Origin of the sequence: Limnovirga soli (assembly GCF_013106755.1) — a bacterium.
Taxonomy (GTDB): domain Bacteria; phylum Bacteroidota; class Bacteroidia; order Chitinophagales; family Chitinophagaceae; genus Limnovirga; species Limnovirga soli.
Genome location: NZ_WHPF01000005.1, coordinates 143,867 through 160,228, shown reverse-complemented (window position 1 = coordinate 160,228; position 16,362 = coordinate 143,867). Strand labels below are relative to the sequence as shown.

12 protein-coding genes are annotated in these 16,362 nt (G+C 38.3%); 7 read left to right on the top strand and 5 right to left on the bottom strand.

Annotated features, from left to right (window positions below):
* Positions 1–177 precede the first annotated feature (177 nt).
* The 5 genes from GD597_RS07970 to GD597_RS07950 all read right to left on the bottom strand — a co-directional run bounded on the left by GD597_RS07970 (position 178) and on the right by GD597_RS07950 (position 8,655).
* Entirely contained in the window at positions 178–687 is a 510-nt protein-coding gene (locus tag GD597_RS07970; protein WP_171607302.1) for a GNAT family N-acetyltransferase, read from the bottom strand.
* Positions 688–1,005: 318 nt separating this feature from the next.
* Positions 1,006–2,271: an amidohydrolase family protein gene (locus tag GD597_RS07965; protein ID WP_171607301.1), complete on the bottom strand. Its 1,266-nt coding sequence runs from the start codon at positions 2,269–2,271 to the stop codon at positions 1,006–1,008.
* Between the two features lie 18 nt (positions 2,272–2,289).
* Positions 2,290–5,283: an amidohydrolase family protein gene (locus GD597_RS07960; protein WP_171607300.1), complete on the bottom strand. Its 2,994-nt coding sequence runs from the start codon at positions 5,281–5,283 to the stop codon at positions 2,290–2,292.
* Between the two features lie 318 nt (positions 5,284–5,601).
* Entirely contained in the window at positions 5,602–6,351 is a 750-nt protein-coding gene (locus GD597_RS07955) for a LytR/AlgR family response regulator transcription factor (RefSeq protein ID WP_171607299.1), read from the bottom strand.
* Positions 6,352–6,888: 537 nt separating this feature from the next.
* Complete coding sequence (locus GD597_RS07950; RefSeq protein ID WP_171607298.1) at positions 6,889–8,655, bottom strand: tetratricopeptide repeat-containing sensor histidine kinase; 1,767 nt, start codon at positions 8,653–8,655, stop codon at positions 6,889–6,891.
* 316 nt (positions 8,656–8,971) lie between these two features.
* Between GD597_RS07950 and GD597_RS07945 the strand changes: the two genes are divergently transcribed.
* The 7 genes from GD597_RS07945 to GD597_RS07915 all read left to right on the top strand — a co-directional run bounded on the left by GD597_RS07945 (position 8,972) and on the right by GD597_RS07915 (position 16,355).
* The gene (locus GD597_RS07945) at positions 8,972–9,514 is read left to right on the top strand and encodes a hypothetical protein (protein ID WP_171607297.1); all 543 of its coding nucleotides are present in this window, start codon (positions 8,972–8,974) and stop codon (positions 9,512–9,514) included.
* A gap of 39 nt (positions 9,515–9,553) precedes the next feature.
* Positions 9,554–10,348 carry a hypothetical protein gene (locus GD597_RS07940; protein WP_171607296.1) on the top strand — a complete coding sequence of 265 codons (795 nt, stop codon included), beginning with the start codon at positions 9,554–9,556 and terminating at the stop codon, positions 10,346–10,348.
* Between the two features lie 201 nt (positions 10,349–10,549).
* Positions 10,550–11,050, top strand: a complete 501-nt coding sequence (locus GD597_RS07935; RefSeq protein WP_171607295.1) for a hypothetical protein — start codon at positions 10,550–10,552, stop codon at positions 11,048–11,050.
* Positions 11,051–11,415: 365 nt separating this feature from the next.
* The gene (locus GD597_RS07930; RefSeq protein ID WP_171607294.1) at positions 11,416–12,060 is read left to right on the top strand and encodes a porin family protein; all 645 of its coding nucleotides are present in this window, start codon (positions 11,416–11,418) and stop codon (positions 12,058–12,060) included.
* A 273-nt stretch (positions 12,061–12,333) separates the two neighbouring features.
* Positions 12,334–12,837, top strand: coding sequence for a hypothetical protein (locus tag GD597_RS07925; RefSeq protein ID WP_171607293.1), 504 nt, complete (start codon positions 12,334–12,336; stop codon positions 12,835–12,837).
* Between the two features lie 512 nt (positions 12,838–13,349).
* Complete coding sequence (locus tag GD597_RS07920) at positions 13,350–15,017, top strand: hypothetical protein (RefSeq protein WP_171607292.1); 1,668 nt, start codon at positions 13,350–13,352, stop codon at positions 15,015–15,017.
* Positions 15,018–15,131: 114 nt separating this feature from the next.
* Positions 15,132–16,355, top strand: a complete 1,224-nt coding sequence (locus tag GD597_RS07915; RefSeq protein WP_171607291.1) for a radical SAM/SPASM domain-containing protein — start codon at positions 15,132–15,134, stop codon at positions 16,353–16,355.
* The last annotated feature ends 7 nt before the right edge of the window (positions 16,356–16,362 follow it).

Here is a 16,362-nt window from a genome sequence, read left to right as displayed (position 1 = left end):
GGCAACCAAAACAATAACTTGAAAAAAGTTGGCAGTTAAGCAATCAATATCAATTAGTGGAGATGCTTTTACATTGTTAACCTGAAACAGAAAGAAAAATGGCAATCAGAATTTGAAAGAGACTTTGAAAATAAAGAATATCATCAAGCCAATATTGCCTGCAATTTTCAGTATATGTTATTGTATGGTGATTTGAAACAAACTAACAGTTGCATTGTCATAGTGAGCAGGCAAACCTGCTGTATGGGTAAGTTTTAATAATCCTAAAAAATCAAAGCCGCATTTTGAATAGTAATTGATGAGACCGGGGTTATCGCCCACCGTATCCATTCTGATAAACATTTTATTGTTCGCAAGGGCATATTGTTTGGCCCATGATACTATATGTGCAACCAGTTTTTGCCCTCTAAACTGTGGATTTGTTGCAATTCTGTGAATATATATTGCCGGGTCATTATTTCTTTCTTCCCAAATTTGCGGGTCGTTAAATGTTGTTGCCCAAACACATGCAATTGTATGATCAATTATTAATTTCCATTGTCTGTTTTCTGCTATTTCTGTTTCAATCAGCGTTCTGTCAAATTCAGGCCAATGCACAATAAATTTGGTCTTTTGAAAGTCTGTGGCAATTGTATATAACCGAAATATTTCGGTAATGTCTGCTATTGTGCTGTTTTTTATTTCCATAACTATCTTTCAATTTGTGCTGTATTTTAAATACCTCGCTCTGTTCTAAAATACTCGCTATCTCAAAAATAAACTAACCAAATCCGCTTGCCAAAAATAGCATCTATTTATACCCGATATTTGGTCGTATTAGTTGTGTTTTTATGGGCCAGACTCACAGGTGATATCGCTTCAATGTTGGTAATAATAAAAGCTCCATACAGTATCCAACCGTACAAGTGTGCGACGCAAGTAAAGTTGCATTTTGTTGTATAGCCCGGTACATAAAAAAGCCTCGTACCTATGATACGAAGCCTTTTTATTTTATGACTTGGCAGCTTATTTTAAGTTGTACTTGTATTTATATTTTTCGTACAACTGCTTTTGTTTGTTATCTAAATTTATTTGGCGGCCCTGTATAAAGGCATACACAATATTGTTGGTGCGTATATCCAGTATATCGCCATCGCTTACAACTATATTGGCATCCTTGCCTTTTTCGAGCGAACCGGTGGTGGCAGATATGCCCAGTATATTGGCGGTATTTAAGGTAATGGCCTGTAATGCCTGCTCTTTGGTTAAACCATAGGCACTGGCCAGGCCGGCCATAAAGGGCAGGTTGCGAAACCGGGTCATTTGATTTTGATCGGCAATGCAATATTGTACACCGGCCTGTTGTAACAGGTAAGGTGTTTTAAACGGCATGTCTACATCATCATCCTGCATTAGCGGCAGGGTGTTTGTTTCGTTGAGTATAACGGCAATATTGTTTTGTTTTAGGTAGTCGGTAATTTTCCAGCTTTCGGTGCCGCCAACTATCACAGTTTTAAACCCAAACTCTTTGGCAAATTCTATGGCAATCATCATTTCGTTTACCATTTCGCAATGCACATAGAAAATGTTGGATTGGTTAAAAAGGCCTTTTACTGCCTCAAATTTTAAATTGGTATGGGCATGGCTGGTTTCCTGTAAATAAGCTTTAGCCTGGCGCATAAAATTGCGCACATTTTCAATCTTTTCCTGGGCATCTTTTACCGGGTTGCCATCGGCAGAGTAACGAATAAGTGAGGGCATATTAAAATGAATACCACCATCTGCCTGATATACTGCATCCTGCCAGTTCCAGGCATCTAACTGTACAATACTGGATGAGCCGCTGATGATACCGCCATCGGGTATTACATTGGCCAGCAATATGCCATTTGCCCGTAGGTTATTGATGACTTTAGAATCGGTATTATAAGCAATTAATGAGCGGATATTGGGATTTATTTCGCCTATTTCGCTATTATCCCGAGATGCCCGGATAGCATTGATTTCTACCAGTCCCAAATTGGTTGCAGGGGCAATTAAGCCGGGATAAATATGTTTGCCGCTGCAGTCTATCACCTTAATATCAGCAATGGGTGCATACCTGCCCACATTAATTATTTTGCCGTTAGAAAATACAATCATGCCATCGGTAATTACTTCGCCGGTGCCGGTATGTATGGTGGCATGTGTAAGCGCTATGGTGGCTGTTTGAGAGGGCGCTGGGTACACGGTTTCCTGTGCGCCGGCCTGTATGGTAATGAGTATGGCTATACCCAATAATATTTTTTTCATGTTATACTTTTTAAAGTGTTATTGGTTAATACGGTTATTGCTAATGGCCCTGTCCAGCTCGCATTCGTTAATTACATCAAAACTGGCGGTAGCAGGTTTGGTGGCGGCGCCTTCTTTTTTGGCGGCAATCATTTTTTGTATTAACCGGTTTCTTTCGACAGCCATTTGTATGCGCATGGCAGCATCTTTGGCGGCATCAAAATATACAATACCGTCTACCATAGTTTTTTCGGGGTGCGCATAAATGCTAAGCGGATTATCGGTCCATAACACCAGATCGGCATCCTTACCTGTTTTAATACTGCCCACCCTGTCTGCCACATGCAACATTATAGCCGGGTTAAGGGTACACATTTTAAAAGCCTCTGTTTCTGATACATTGCCGTATTTAACGGTTTTGGCGGCCTCCTGGTTAAGGTGGCGGGCCATTTCTGCATCATCACTGTTTATGGCCACGGTAAGACCTTCTTTTTGCATGATAGCTGCATTGTAGGCAATGGCATCAACCACTTCGTTTTTGTAGTTGTACCAATCACTAAAGGTAGAAGCGGCAATACCACGTTGTTTCATACCATCGGCTACTTTGTACCCTTCGAGTATATGCGTAAATGTGTTTACTTTAAAGCCCATGGTATCTGCCACATGCATCAGCATATTAATTTCTGATTGTACATAGGAGTGGCAGGTAATAAAACGTTTTTGATTAAATATTTCAGCCAGGGCATCCAGCTCCAGGTCTCTTCTTTTGCCTGGCCCTTCAGCCATATAATCTTTGGCACGGGTAAATGCATCCTTTAATACCTGTTCTACTCCCATGCGGCTATCAGGGAAGCGGTTATTGGAATTGCCATAAGAACGTTTTACATTTTCGCCCAAGGCAAATTTGATAAAGCCATCCCAATTGGCAAATTTTAGCTCTTCCGCACTGCGGCCCCATCGTAGTTTAATTAATTGTGTTTGACCGCCAATGGTATTACAGCTGCCATGCAAAATATGAGCACTGGTAACACCACCGGCCAGCTGGCGGTAAATTTGAATATCTTCCGGATTAAGTACATCGGCAATTCTAACTTCTGCAGTTACTGATTGGGAGCATTCGTTTATACCACCATCAGCAGCAATATGTGAGTGTTCATCAATAATGCCGGCGGTAAGGTATTTACCGCTACCATCAATTACTGTGGCATTAGCACCGTTCAGGTTTTTACCAATAGCTGCTATTTTTCCATTCTTTATCAGTACATCTGTATTGGCTAGTATACCATCCTGTTCATTGGTCCAAACCGTGGTATTTTTAATCAGCAGGTCCTGTTGTTTGGGTGATTCGCTCCAGCCATAACCCATAAAGGGATAAATAACAGTAGCATTGAGGGTGGCTTTGTTTGCGGCTTTTTTTGTGGTATCAGGTTTTTCAATATAGGCACTATTGTATTGCATGTTCCAGCTTACAAGATTGCCGGTGCTGTTATAGCCATTGCCCATCCATTGTTTATCGGCTATAATACCGGTTAGGCTGTTTAGCTTGCTGCTGTCGGCACTGGTGCTCCAGGTAAGTTTTACCATTTTACCTGAAACTGATAAATTGATATCGGTTTTGGTGGTATCGCCTGCCGGCAAAAGGGTAGCTGTAGGTTTGGCGGTGCTGCCTTTAACTTCTATGCTAAAAGTTTGGGTGCTGTTTTTGTCTTTAATCAATAAGCTATAATTGCCCCTGATATCATTCCATCCGTTCTCAGTAATAATGTATTTTTTGCCTTGTACCCAGTTTTGAAAAAAAGTAGTTTTCTCTTTAAATACCGGTCCGCTGGTAATAATAAAATTGGCCAGTTTGCCATTTTCCAAACTGCCCACTTTATCGTAAATGCCAATGGTGGTAGCGGGTGCCTTTGTAAGGCTTTCCAGGGCTTTTGATTCGCTTAAACCATTCTCAATGGCTTTGCGCAGGTTGGCCAGAAAATCATCTGTATTTTTTAAGCCTGCTGCGGTAAGGGAAAAATTGATACCGGCTTTTTCAAACATGGCTGGCTGCAGGGGTGCCATTTCCCAATGCTTCATATTACCCAGCGATACCATTCTGGCATCGTTGGCATCTTCTACATCCATGGCCAGGGGAAAATTGAGGGGTACGATATAAAAGGCTTTGGTGGCTTTAATATCGTCTATTCGCTGGTATTCATTTTGGCCGGCTTTAATAATGTATTGTACTCCAAATTCATTGGCAATTTTAACTGCACGCAAATCGTTCCATTTATCGTTGGCTTCAAAAATTTGTGGCAGGTTTTGGTTATCGTTCCAGGCTGCCAGACTTAAATTTGTGCCTTCGGCAGCAGGTTTTGTTTTATACCATTGAGCGTCTAAATAGGTTTGGCGCAGCAAGGCAATTTCGCCCATTAATGAGTTGGGGTAATCCTGGGTAGAGCTGCCCTTATCAAACGAATAAAAGGCAGCGGCTTTTTCTTTAACCATTTCCAGATTTTCTTTGTCGCTGCCCAGCGTAACTACGGTACCGGTGCCACGGGCCAGGCCATCCTGTGCATGGGTAAGTACGGTACCAAAGCCAATGGTACGCAGTTCTTTGGCCTTATCTTTATTGGTGTTGAATAAGCGAAAAGCATCTGTTTCTGGCTTAAGCGCCTGGTTCCAACCAAAGGCGCCCTTGGTATTGCTAATATTTTGAAACCGGAAATTATCTTCACCGCCGTTATCAGCGGGTTTTACGCCATAATCGCTAAAAAGGTCAATAAAAGAAGGGTAAATAAATTTGCCCTTACAATCTATTACCACTGCTTCTTTGGGAATAGCAACACTGGTGCCTATGGCCATAATTTTACCCTGTTTAATTACCATGGTGGCATTGGTAAGGGTAGTTTGTGCATCTTTTACAATGGTGGCATTGGTAAATGCATAATAGTTTAACCGGGTATCTGTTACCCCGTTTACAGGAAATGTTTCCTGTGCCATTGCCAGCAGGCTTATACAGCAGCAAAGCAATAACAGCTTAACATGTTTCATAGTAACACTGTGTTTAAATGTGTAGTAATAAATAGCTTTAAAACTAAGGGTTTAATTTTAGTTTTTACAGCTAAATAGATAAACGGTTTTAACCGGTTGCATTTCTAATTGAAATATCTTTTTTGGGCTCGGCAGTAGTACTGCTATATAGCTCGGTTGCGTCGCACACATGTGCGGTTGGATTGTTTATGCAGCATAATACAGTTGTTATTAAATGGCTTTTAATTGCTGCCATTACTTGTTGCCGTACAAGAGTGCGACGCAAGTAGAGCTGCTGTAGGTTTACTTGCCCGGCTAATAAAAGTGAAAGATGTATAACTAGGGTTTTAGACCAAGTCTTTGCAAAAGCACCTCTTTACGTGCTTTGGAAACCATTAGTTTTTCGTTTGTGTTCATTACTACATACCCACCATCGGTGCGTATATAGTGGGTAACGGCATTGAGGTTTACAATGGTGGAGTGATGGATGCGTATAAAGATTTCGGGGGGCAGCATTTCTTCAATATCGCCCAGGGTTTTAGAAATAAGAAGCGAATGTTTATCGGTAAAAACCACTTTGGTATAAGCACCTTCGGCGGTACAATATAAAATGGAGTTTACCTGTGCAAACTCGTATCCATCGCGGTTGGGCAGGGCAATTTTTTGTTGTGCTATGGGTTGTTTTATATTGTGTAACAGATTTTGAATATTTACCACGCCGGCGCTGGAAAGTATTTTTTCTTCAGCTTTACCTACGGCGGCTTTAAGGTCTTCGGCATCAACAGGTTTTAATAAATAATCTACCGCGCTGGTACGAAATGCTTTGGCAGCAAACTTATCGTAAGCGGTGGTAAAGATGATGCAGAAATCTATATTGTCTAACATTTCCAGCATTTCAAATCCGTTCATCCAGGGCATTTCCACATCCAGAAAAATAAGTCTTGGTTTATGCTTTTTGATGGCCATAATACCCTCCTTACCCGAAGCACATTTTGCAGCTACTTCTACATTGGGGCAGTTTTTTTCCAAATCGGCCATCAGGGCGTTAATGCAATGCTGCTCATCGTCGATAATAATTGCTTTTATCATCCTGTTACGCTTTAAAAGTTAGTACAAGCTTGCTTGCAATTGGTTCGAGTATTAAAGGTGCGGTATAACACCATTCAGTTGTTTGCCTTTGGTAACATCCATTCAACCATTAAATATAAAATTTTCTTTTAGTTTTTTGATGCACCAAATTTCAACCATAAATTATGAGTTCATATCTCTCTGGTATGATTTAGCAACTGGTTATTGCCTTGCAACCGATTATGCGGGTAAAGTTGTAAACTATATTACGAAAACATATTATTGCCAAATGCTATTGGTAAAATAATTAATAGCATAGTAATTTTAAAATAAATTAATCACCATGAGAACAAAACTAATTGTAAAATGGCTAAAACCTTTTATAAAGGCAGCATGTTTATTGGTTAATTGTAAAAAGGGCCGGAGAAGGGCAACTGACGGTTTACAAAGCCATTTAAAGTATAAATTATGAGAAAAAATAACTCTTCATCACCTGTTTTTTAATTGCATTTATTACAAATGCACATAATATTAATACAGCATCACGCTCTTGTCACTTTACATTTCCATAAAAAATAAAATAATACGAGTGCCGCAGGGATTTCCTAAAGCATCTTTTTTATCAATTATTTCCAATGATCCGTTTCTTTGGTTTAAAGCATTATCCAGATCGATACGGCTCTGAGTAAGGTGAACACCTTTTGATTGGTGTGTAGCACCCTCGCCCTTAAATTTATTTTGTGCAGATATTTCCCTTCCAATACCATCATCATCTATCATACAGCGAATATAGGTTTCAGCTTTCTCTACACTAACTGTTACGGTACCACCATCAGCTTTGGGCATGATCCCATGCCAAATGGCATTTTCAATAAATGGCTGAATAATTAGTGCCGGTACGGTAATCGATTTTAAATCAATGGCTGCATCCACGGTAAAATGATAATTGAATTTATTGCCAAAGCGCATGCTTTCCAATTGGGTATACAGCTTACAGGTTTCTATTTCATCGTATAGAGAAATTTCCCGCTGGTCGGCATTTTGCAAAATGGTTCTTAACAGTTTGGAGAAAGTGGTAAGATAAATCACTGCCTTATCTTCTTCTTTAATTTGAATCAGCGATTTAATAGAGTTCATACAATTGAAAATAAAATGCGGGTTCATTTGTGCACGTAGAGCTTTGGCTTCCAGTTCCAGCAACATTTTCTCATATTTGGCAGTTAGTTCCTCTGCTTCTTTCTGTTCAAGTATGGTTTTGTATTTTAATCTTAGTTGCCTTATGCGGTACCAGATTAAAGTGCTTATAATGGCAATAAGTATAGCTATACCTATTGCGATCATTCTATCTCTTGCTGCTTCTTTTGCATCAGCCATTGCCTGTTCTTTTTCACGCACCTGTTCATTAAATGAAAGTATTTGCGCCTGTCTTATTTTTTCAGTGCTTCTCATACTGTCCTTGGCAGCAACAGCAATTTTTAAATAGGTAAATGCCTCATGTTCATTGGTGGTATTATAATACTCATATAAAAGATTGGCAGCAGTATACAGGTTTTCCTCATCTCTAAACAGCTGGGCATTTGCAAATGCCTTTTTTGCATAGTATGCCATCGAATCCAACTGGTTTCTTTTTTGGAAAATCTGTGCCATATTATTTAACACAAATCCAAGATCTCTATTTCGCTCTTTATATTTTACATAGTCAGGAATATATTGCCTGTAATATTGCAAGGCGGACTCTTCATTACCTTTTGCAAGATTAATATCACCCAATATTCGTGTTGATAAAAGTATATATGAACCGTTTGATTCCGCCAAACCAATTTTGTAAGCCATATTGGTAAAAATCAATGCCGAGTCATAGTTTTTCATTCTCAGGTAAGTTTGCGCTATGCATAGCATGGTATAGGTATTGTCTTCTGGTTTGTTTCTGGACACCCAATACAATTTAAAAAATTCTTTTCCTTTAAAATAATGATTCAAGGAAGCTCTATAATCACCTAATTCACGATAATCATTGCCAAAATTCAAATGGGCCATACCTCTTTGCCCGGTATCATTCAATTGTTCACCCAGGCTTAAATGCTGCTCTGCATAATATAGGGATTCTGTATAATTCCCCATTTCGTAAAGGATATAATCTATACTTGCAATATCCCAACATTGTTTCTGTGGCCAATAATTTCCCTTTTTATTTATCTCCAGCGCTTGTTTGTAACTAGCTACTGAAGAATCCATTTTTTTCTCATCACGGTATGCCTGGCCAAGGTCCTCATACAACAATATTTTTACAGTATCCTCTTTGGTTTTGCTAATGATATTTCTCAAACTATCAATCCTGCTTTGCTGACTAAATACACAATGGGATATCAATACAAGTATTGGTAAGAGTACTTGTTTACAAGAAAATAGTATATATTTATTATATATGTTTATCCTCATATCTTAAATGTACTTATCTTTTCTTTACTCTAATCGCAGGTATCATAATTAGCTCAATTCATTAGATAATTCTTCTGTTTCAGTTGATAAATGAAAATAGTATCTATCCTCTTTAGTTACTTACCAAGTGAAACAAGTAGTTTACCAATTTAAATGCTCCCATGAATAAACATGTTTTATTTTACACCTAAACATGATCGGCATGAAATCAATTTTTCTTATATGCTTTTGTTTTGTCATGTGTTACAATGCAAGCGCACAGGATAGTACTACAACCTATCCTTATAAATTTATACCGTCTGCTACATTAAAAGCCTGGCTTACCTTGTATGATGGGCATACTATAAAAGGCTATGTTGTTCATATTACTGATAGCTTTGTGGCGTTATCTAAATACCCAATCAAAACAACCGATACATTTTTATACAGTAATATCTGCATTACAGATATACAATCCATTAAACTTAAAAGGAATTCATTATTAAGGGGCATGGTAATAGGAGGAGTCTCAGCAATAGTGCTTCCCTATGCCATAGCTACCTGTATCTTAAATGGCCCTGTTACAATTGAAGAGCTGGATAGTGAAACAAAACAAAAATTTGCAATTGTTTATTCCGTATTAGGGTTGTCAGGTGCATTGGTAGGTGGTGTTGTATATGATTTGAAGACACAGAAAAAATTTGAAATTAATGGTAACTTTAATAATATACAAAACATGATAGACAACTATTATGCGGCTAAATAAATACACTACCTTTTAATTAACGATAAAGCTACTCCTGCCATGAAACTATATTTATCAGCCATATTAATTATGTTCTGTTGTTCAACAACAAGCCATCTAATAGCGCAGTCTAATCAGGACAGCCTTTTGCAAGCCAAAAGCGAAAAGTGGACTGTAAAAATGCATCAGGGAATGACGGGTATGGCAAAACCGGTATTTGGGCCCTATACTACATTAGACATTGATAAAGCAGATTCTGCAGTAATTAGAAGCCGGTCAAAAGATGCCCCCTATTTCGGTATGGAACTTTCTGATAAGGGCGGTGATTTCGACATCAGCAGGGTAAAAACAGTTACCAAAAGAAAATATTATATCCTCTCATTAGCTGATGCTACCGATACCATCAGCGCCACTTTTGCTATTGCTTCTGAATCACACGAAAAAAAGGAAACTTTTTTTGGGAAAATGATCAGTAAAAATAATGATAACCAAAATGAGGTACTTGATTATAACCGTAATATATCCGGCATCCTCTCCACCAATATCGATACCGCATCCTGGCATTTTTTTATTGGCAATTTTACCAGTGGTGGCAGGCAAACTGCAGCAGCTATTATGCCCATGGCATCCATTTCTGATGGTTATCTTATGCAATCCAACGATTCAATTTATATGCAAATGTTTTCTTCATTCTCTGCCCAAATTGTGTTGATTGATAAGAACGGAGAAAACCTGGCAGCCATATCCTACCAAAAACAAAAACCCGATATCTGGATACGTAACGATATCGATAAAAACCGCCGTCAGGCTATTGCCCTGCTATTTGCAGTTATACTCGGTATTCGCAATATGTAAATACATTTCTATTAGCCAGGCAATATATACCCACTTCAACTTTACTTGCGTCGCACACTTGTACACTATAACTGTGGGCAGTCAAAATACAATTGTTTAAACAACTATCAATTCAAACCATACAAATACCAAATACATATTCATTGGGTGATTGTTAAAAAATAGTTTAGTGTAATAAACAAACCTTTTAACCTCCCCATTATGAAACCAATTGTACTTTTCATTTTTGTTTCAATTGCCATAAATGCCCAGGCTCAGCAGGTGGATACACCTGCCCACGAACCCAGAAAAATCTTTTTAAGATTATATGATGACAATGATAATAAAATTGGCGATGGTGATTTTGTTTCGGCTACCGATAGTACACTGCTACTTAAAAAGGGTCGCAAAACAAAAACAGTGCCGGTAACCACCATTTATGCCATTAAAACCAAGCATGGATATGGATATTCTGTTTTGGTTGGTACCACATCAGGTCTTTTTGCAGGGAGTTTAGTCTATTTAATTTCAGCCATGGCTATAATGGGTCAAACTAATATAGCAAGTGATACCGAATACAATCTGGGATTAGTAGCAATTATGGCCCCAGTAGCTGGTGCCGCTGTGGGCATCGGTGCAGAACAATTCCGTAAATCAGATACATTTATTATTCACGGTAATACAGCAGAATGGCTTGTGGTAAAGGGTCAATTAGGGCTTTAGCCGCGTTATTGCAAAAAGTTCAATCCTATATCCTTTAAAATACTATTGGCATATATATCCATTTATGCAAATTGCCATCTTCCGCTATCCACGCTTATTTACTCTTACTGTAACAAGCGAAAGAGCATCAGGTTTAAAACAAATTATTTTTTGTGCTCCTTATTCATACTGCACAACCAAATTAAAATAATCAATCAATCGAATAGGTAAATAATAAAACAGTTTATGCAACCGCCTTATACTGGTATCAGGAAAGATATTTACACAGGTCGGGCGGCGAATGCTTGAAGGTATTAACGCATCAATGCTTTACTAATTGCCACCATAAAAACAGTTTCTCATTTTAAACAATAAAACCCCTCATTATGAAAAAGACAATTTGTACAATTTTTAGTATCTGTATGCTTTTACAGTTTGCCAAAGCGCAGCAAGCTACTGTAGGTTTTACGGCAGGTGCCAGTTTTGCATCTTATAAAGTAACTGCCAGCAGTGTATCAATTACTGCAAAAACAAAAGTTGGTTTTACACTGGGTATGATTACTTCCTTTCCTTTGGGTAACGATTTTTCTCTGGATCCCGCCCTTCATTTTACCCAAAAGGGCGGTAATTTAAAAGAAGGTAGCGCATCTGATAAAACTTCTTTAAACTATATAGAAATACCTGTAAACCTGGTTTATAATACCGGTTCTGCCAACGGTAAGTTTTTTGTTGGCGGTGGTCCATCACTAAGCATGGGTATATCGGGAAAGGACAAATTCAATGATGGTCCATTTTCCGATGAAAGTAAAATCAAATTTGGCAATAGCGAAACCGATGATTTGAAAGGATTAGATCTGGGATTTAATTTTCTTGCAGGTTATCAGTTTAAAGGTGGTTTTCTTATTGCCGCTAACTACAATATGGGCTTAAGTAATGTTGCCATTACTACTGCCGGTGACGATAGTAAAATGCACAATCGCTATTTTGGCTTAAGACTTGGCTATATGAGCATGAGTAAAAAGAAAAAATAATTTAAATCAATAATTATTGGCGCACAGGGTATATAGAAATTAGTTAACTTAACAGGAGCTTATTCCAAATATCCCCATTGAAATAATTCATTTTAACTATCCTGTTAATACCCTGTGTGCCATAGCCGGAGCCATTTTTTTTAATTAAATGTTCAACTGAATGCATTAGTTATACAATTATCAACTCATATTATGCAAATACCAAATACAGCATTACCAGATATTTATTTAAAAATAGTTTAGTGAAACAAGCAACACTTTTAACCACCCAATATGAAACAATTTTTACTCCTCTTTTTTTTGGCATTAGCATTTAATGCACAGGCAAACCATAAAGATACCGTTGCCCCTAAAAAAAATCGAATCTTCCTTAGACTTTACGATGCCAATGGAAAAAAAATTGCTGATGGCAAATTTGTTGCAAGTACCGATAGCACCCTGCAGCTGGTAAAAAATCGTAAAAATAATACCATTCCCATCATGGTTATTAATGCCATAAAACCAAAACATGGAGGTGGCTATTCTATTTTGGTGGGTGTGGCTTCCGGTATGGCGGTTGGCACTGTAGCATTAGTTATAGGTGGCGTTGGGCAAGCAAAAGCACCCGATGGTCAAAGTGAAATAGCTTTAGATATGGGTATTGTTTCAGTGATTGCCCCAATTGTAGGCGGTATCGGGGGCAGCGTTGCAGAGATATTTCGTAATGCTAATAACACTTATTTTATTCATGGTAATACGGCAGAATGGCAGGTATTAAAAAAGCAATTGGCACTTTAATGCCATATTCTTTCAGTTGCTCATTGGCGGTTACAAGCTATACCAACACATATAATTATTATAAAATGTATACGCAATATTTCATGATAATAAATATTGATATGTGTTGGCAGTTAATATAAAAATTATTGTGGCCAATAATTGTGTTAACAAGTCAAACAAAATTTACTTATCTTAACAGAGCCTAATCCGGATATCCCAATTGAATAAGCAAATTTTGTAACCCTCCTTTCAAAGCCTTGTGCAACAGTACTTGCGTCGCACTCTTGTACACCAATAATCCTATGCAGCAAAACCTTTCGAACAATATTGGCTTGTGTATAAAATGATTACACCATTATTTCCTGTATGTGATGAATGCATTACTGCGTTAATGTAATAGCTGGTAATGCACAAAAAGCAATACAACTATTTTGTTGAGTAATGATTTGAACCCTGCAGTGTGCGACGCAAGAGGCGATGCCATTTTAATCTATTGACTGGTACCATATTCTAAACATAAAACAACCACCATGCACATTTCTACCAAACAACTACGTATAGTTTTTGGCATTACTGCCATTCCCCTTTTTTGTATGCTTACTGGCTGTAGGAGTTATTATAAGGCTACCAATACCGATAAAAATGCTGTTGTTCAAAACATTAGCTCGGCTCAATACAATAACCGTTTTTTTATTTTGCGTAATGGCGCCAGCGCCTATTATATGAGCAATGTTTTGGTAAGTGAAGATAGAACCACCATGCACTGTCACCTGGAAGCATTGCCGCCTGAACATTACCTGCATCTTATCAATGGCGTAAGTAGCAACAGACGCTATAAAAAAAGCATTAACGAACAAAGTGTTTTAAACGAAGTACATTTTTATATTCCTACTGATACTTCTGCCAGAACGGGAGGAGATTATACCCTGGCGCTTAATAAGGTAGAAAAAGTAGAAGTAATAGAAAAAGATAATGGCAGAACTACCTCCAGTTATGTATTGGGTGGCCTGGGTATTGCCGTGGGTGCTTTAGCTGTTGGTAGTTTAATTGCGTTGGCACTTAAAAGCTCCTGCCCTTTTGTAAGCGCCTATAACGATAACCAGCTGCAATTACAGGGCGAAATTTATGGTGGCGCCATATATCCACAATTATGCCGCAACGATTATATTGGTCTGCGCATGAGCCCCACACCGGCAGGTAAATTGCAATTACAAATTAGTAATGAGTTAAAGGAAAATCAGTTTACTGATGTGGCCGAATTGCTGGTAATTACCCACGATAAAAATATAAAAGTAGTTGCCGATGAAAAAGGTAACCTACATTCTGTTGCATTACCTGTATTACCCAATACGGCAATAGCCGCAGGCAAAAATATTATGCCATTATTGCAAAACCCCAACGACGATCTTACCTATAAATTTGATGATACTATTGCTGCAGCACAAAACAATAATCATGTTGTGCTGTCATTTACTAAACCGATTAATTCCACTACCGCCAAACTGGTGCTTCGTTTAAAAAATTCTTATTGGCTGGATATGGTATATGGTAAATTTACCCTTGGTTTTGGTAACCAGTACGATGCTTTTATGCAAAGCCAGCGCAAAGCCCCTGTAGAAAAATTAAACAACTGGAAACAGGAGCAACAGCTACCATTAACCATTGCTGTACAAACGGGCAATGGCTGGCAAACACAACAAACACTTACCACATTTGGTCCGCTGGCAAATAGGGAAACTGCCATCCCAATTGATATAAGCCAGGTACCTAACGGCAAAATAAACGTACAGCTTAGCTGCGGGTTTATGTTTTGGGAAATAGATTATGCCGCCATAGATTTTTCTAACGATGCCACTACTTTGCAGGTAGCCAAATTATTGCCACAAAAGGCAACTGACGAAACGGGTAAAAATGTGTTGCCCCTGCTGTTAAAAGAAGATAATATTTTTCTTGAGCAGCCCTTACCCGGTAATGCGGCTATTATTGAGTATGCCTATACACCTTTACAGGATACGGCTAAAACCCAAACCTATATACTGCATGCCAAAGGATATTACGAGCATATAAGGGAGTATACCAATGCGCCTGATATGACTTTTTTGCAACAGTTTAAACAGCCGGCAGCTTTATCCAATTATAGTATGGCACTTTATAAAAAAGCAATGCAAACCGATTTAAATGCACTTGTAAAACAATAGCCATTTTCGGTACCCGGCTAGGTGCAAGCAAGCATCTTTACTTGCGTCGCACTCTTTTACATCCGGTGCTTTGGGCAGCAGCCAACAACTAATACATATCATTAAATTTTTTTTATGCAAACAACCATTGCTATTCCACTTCAAAAATCCAGCTGGAGAAAAACTATTGTAAAGAATATTGTTGCACCATCAGCTGCGCATCAGCCAGGCCAAGTAGAAAAATATATGGTCAATATCGGTAAGCAAATTAACCTGTTTTTTATAGCCTGTATTACAATCAAAAAGCCATCCCTTATCATCAAATTATTTAAACAGTTAATCCAACTGCGTAAAAATACCTGGGGTACCCCTGTAAATAAAATGTATAAAGTAGATCGGCTATATTTTGATAATCTATATACCCCAGGCTGGCCATCAATTGCCTATAACAATTATATAAAAGATGAATTATTGCGTCATGCATTTCCATTGGATTATGACGGCAAATTAAGTGTGGTATTTTTTGCCATTACCCGTAAATGTCCCATGCGCTGCGATCATTGCTTTGAATGGGATAACCTAAATAAAAAGGAAACCTTTAGTAAAGATGAACTACTTCAGATTGTAGATATTTATCAATCTCAGGGCGCACTGCAAATGCATTTTAGTGGTGGTGAACCCATGACCCGCATACACGATCTTGTTGATGCAATCAGCCATGCCAAAAATAAAAGTGAATGTTTTGTGGTTACCTCTGGCTTTAATGTAACAGCTATAAATGCCCAACGTTTAAAACAAGCGGGCTGTAAGGGTATTGTAGTAAGTATCGATCATTATATTCCCGAACTGCATAATAGTTTTCGCCATCACGAAAACATATTTCAGCAGGCAGTAGATGCTGTACAGGCAGCCTTAAATGCTGGGCTAGTTACTACCATTAGCGTATGTGTAACCAAAACTTTTCTCGATGGTGGTCATCTGCTCCCTTACCTGCAATTTGCAAAAAGTTTAGGTGTTCACTTTGTACAATTATTAGAGCCAAAAAGTATTGGACATTATGCTGATAAAGATGTTTTGCTGGAAGAAAAACATATGCAGTTACTGGAAACATTTTTTAAAACCATCAATCACAGTGCTGAATACAAAGATTATCCATTTGTATTGTATCATGGCTACCATCAGCGCCGGGTAGGTTGTTATGCCGGCAGCCGCAGTATTTATATTGATAGTGCCGGATATGTAAATGCCTGTCCGTTTTGTCACACCAAATCTTATAATGTGGGGGATATATTAAAATCTAAAAACAAACAGGCGCCAGTAAAAGAAAATCTTTGCCCCAGGTATGGCAAGATTGCATAACGCTTAA

What these genes read in the sequence shown, in the direction of transcription:
- GD597_RS07940 (WP_171607296.1), top strand. Translation starts at nt 9,554, where the DNA reads ATGAAACTATATTTATCAGCCATATTAATTATGTTCTGTTGTTCAACA.
- GD597_RS07925 (WP_171607293.1), top strand. Translation starts at nt 12,334, where the DNA reads ATGAAACAATTTTTACTCCTCTTTTTTTTGGCATTAGCATTTAATGCA.
- GD597_RS07970 (WP_171607302.1), bottom strand. Translation starts at nt 687, where the DNA reads ATGGAAATAAAAAACAGCACAATAGCAGACATTACCGAAATATTTCGG.
- GD597_RS07935 (WP_171607295.1), top strand. Translation starts at nt 10,550, where the DNA reads ATGAAACCAATTGTACTTTTCATTTTTGTTTCAATTGCCATAAATGCC.
- GD597_RS07915 (WP_171607291.1), top strand. Translation starts at nt 15,132, where the DNA reads ATGCAAACAACCATTGCTATTCCACTTCAAAAATCCAGCTGGAGAAAA.
- GD597_RS07965 (WP_171607301.1), bottom strand. Translation starts at nt 2,271, where the DNA reads ATGAAAAAAATATTATTGGGTATAGCCATACTCATTACCATACAGGCC.
- GD597_RS07955 (WP_171607299.1), bottom strand. Translation starts at nt 6,351, where the DNA reads ATGATAAAAGCAATTATTATCGACGATGAGCAGCATTGCATTAACGCC.
- GD597_RS07960 (WP_171607300.1), bottom strand. Translation starts at nt 5,283, where the DNA reads ATGAAACATGTTAAGCTGTTATTGCTTTGCTGCTGTATAAGCCTGCTG.
- GD597_RS07945 (WP_171607297.1), top strand. Translation starts at nt 8,972, where the DNA reads ATGAAATCAATTTTTCTTATATGCTTTTGTTTTGTCATGTGTTACAAT.
- GD597_RS07920 (WP_171607292.1), top strand. Translation starts at nt 13,350, where the DNA reads ATGCACATTTCTACCAAACAACTACGTATAGTTTTTGGCATTACTGCC.
- GD597_RS07930 (WP_171607294.1), top strand. Translation starts at nt 11,416, where the DNA reads ATGAAAAAGACAATTTGTACAATTTTTAGTATCTGTATGCTTTTACAG.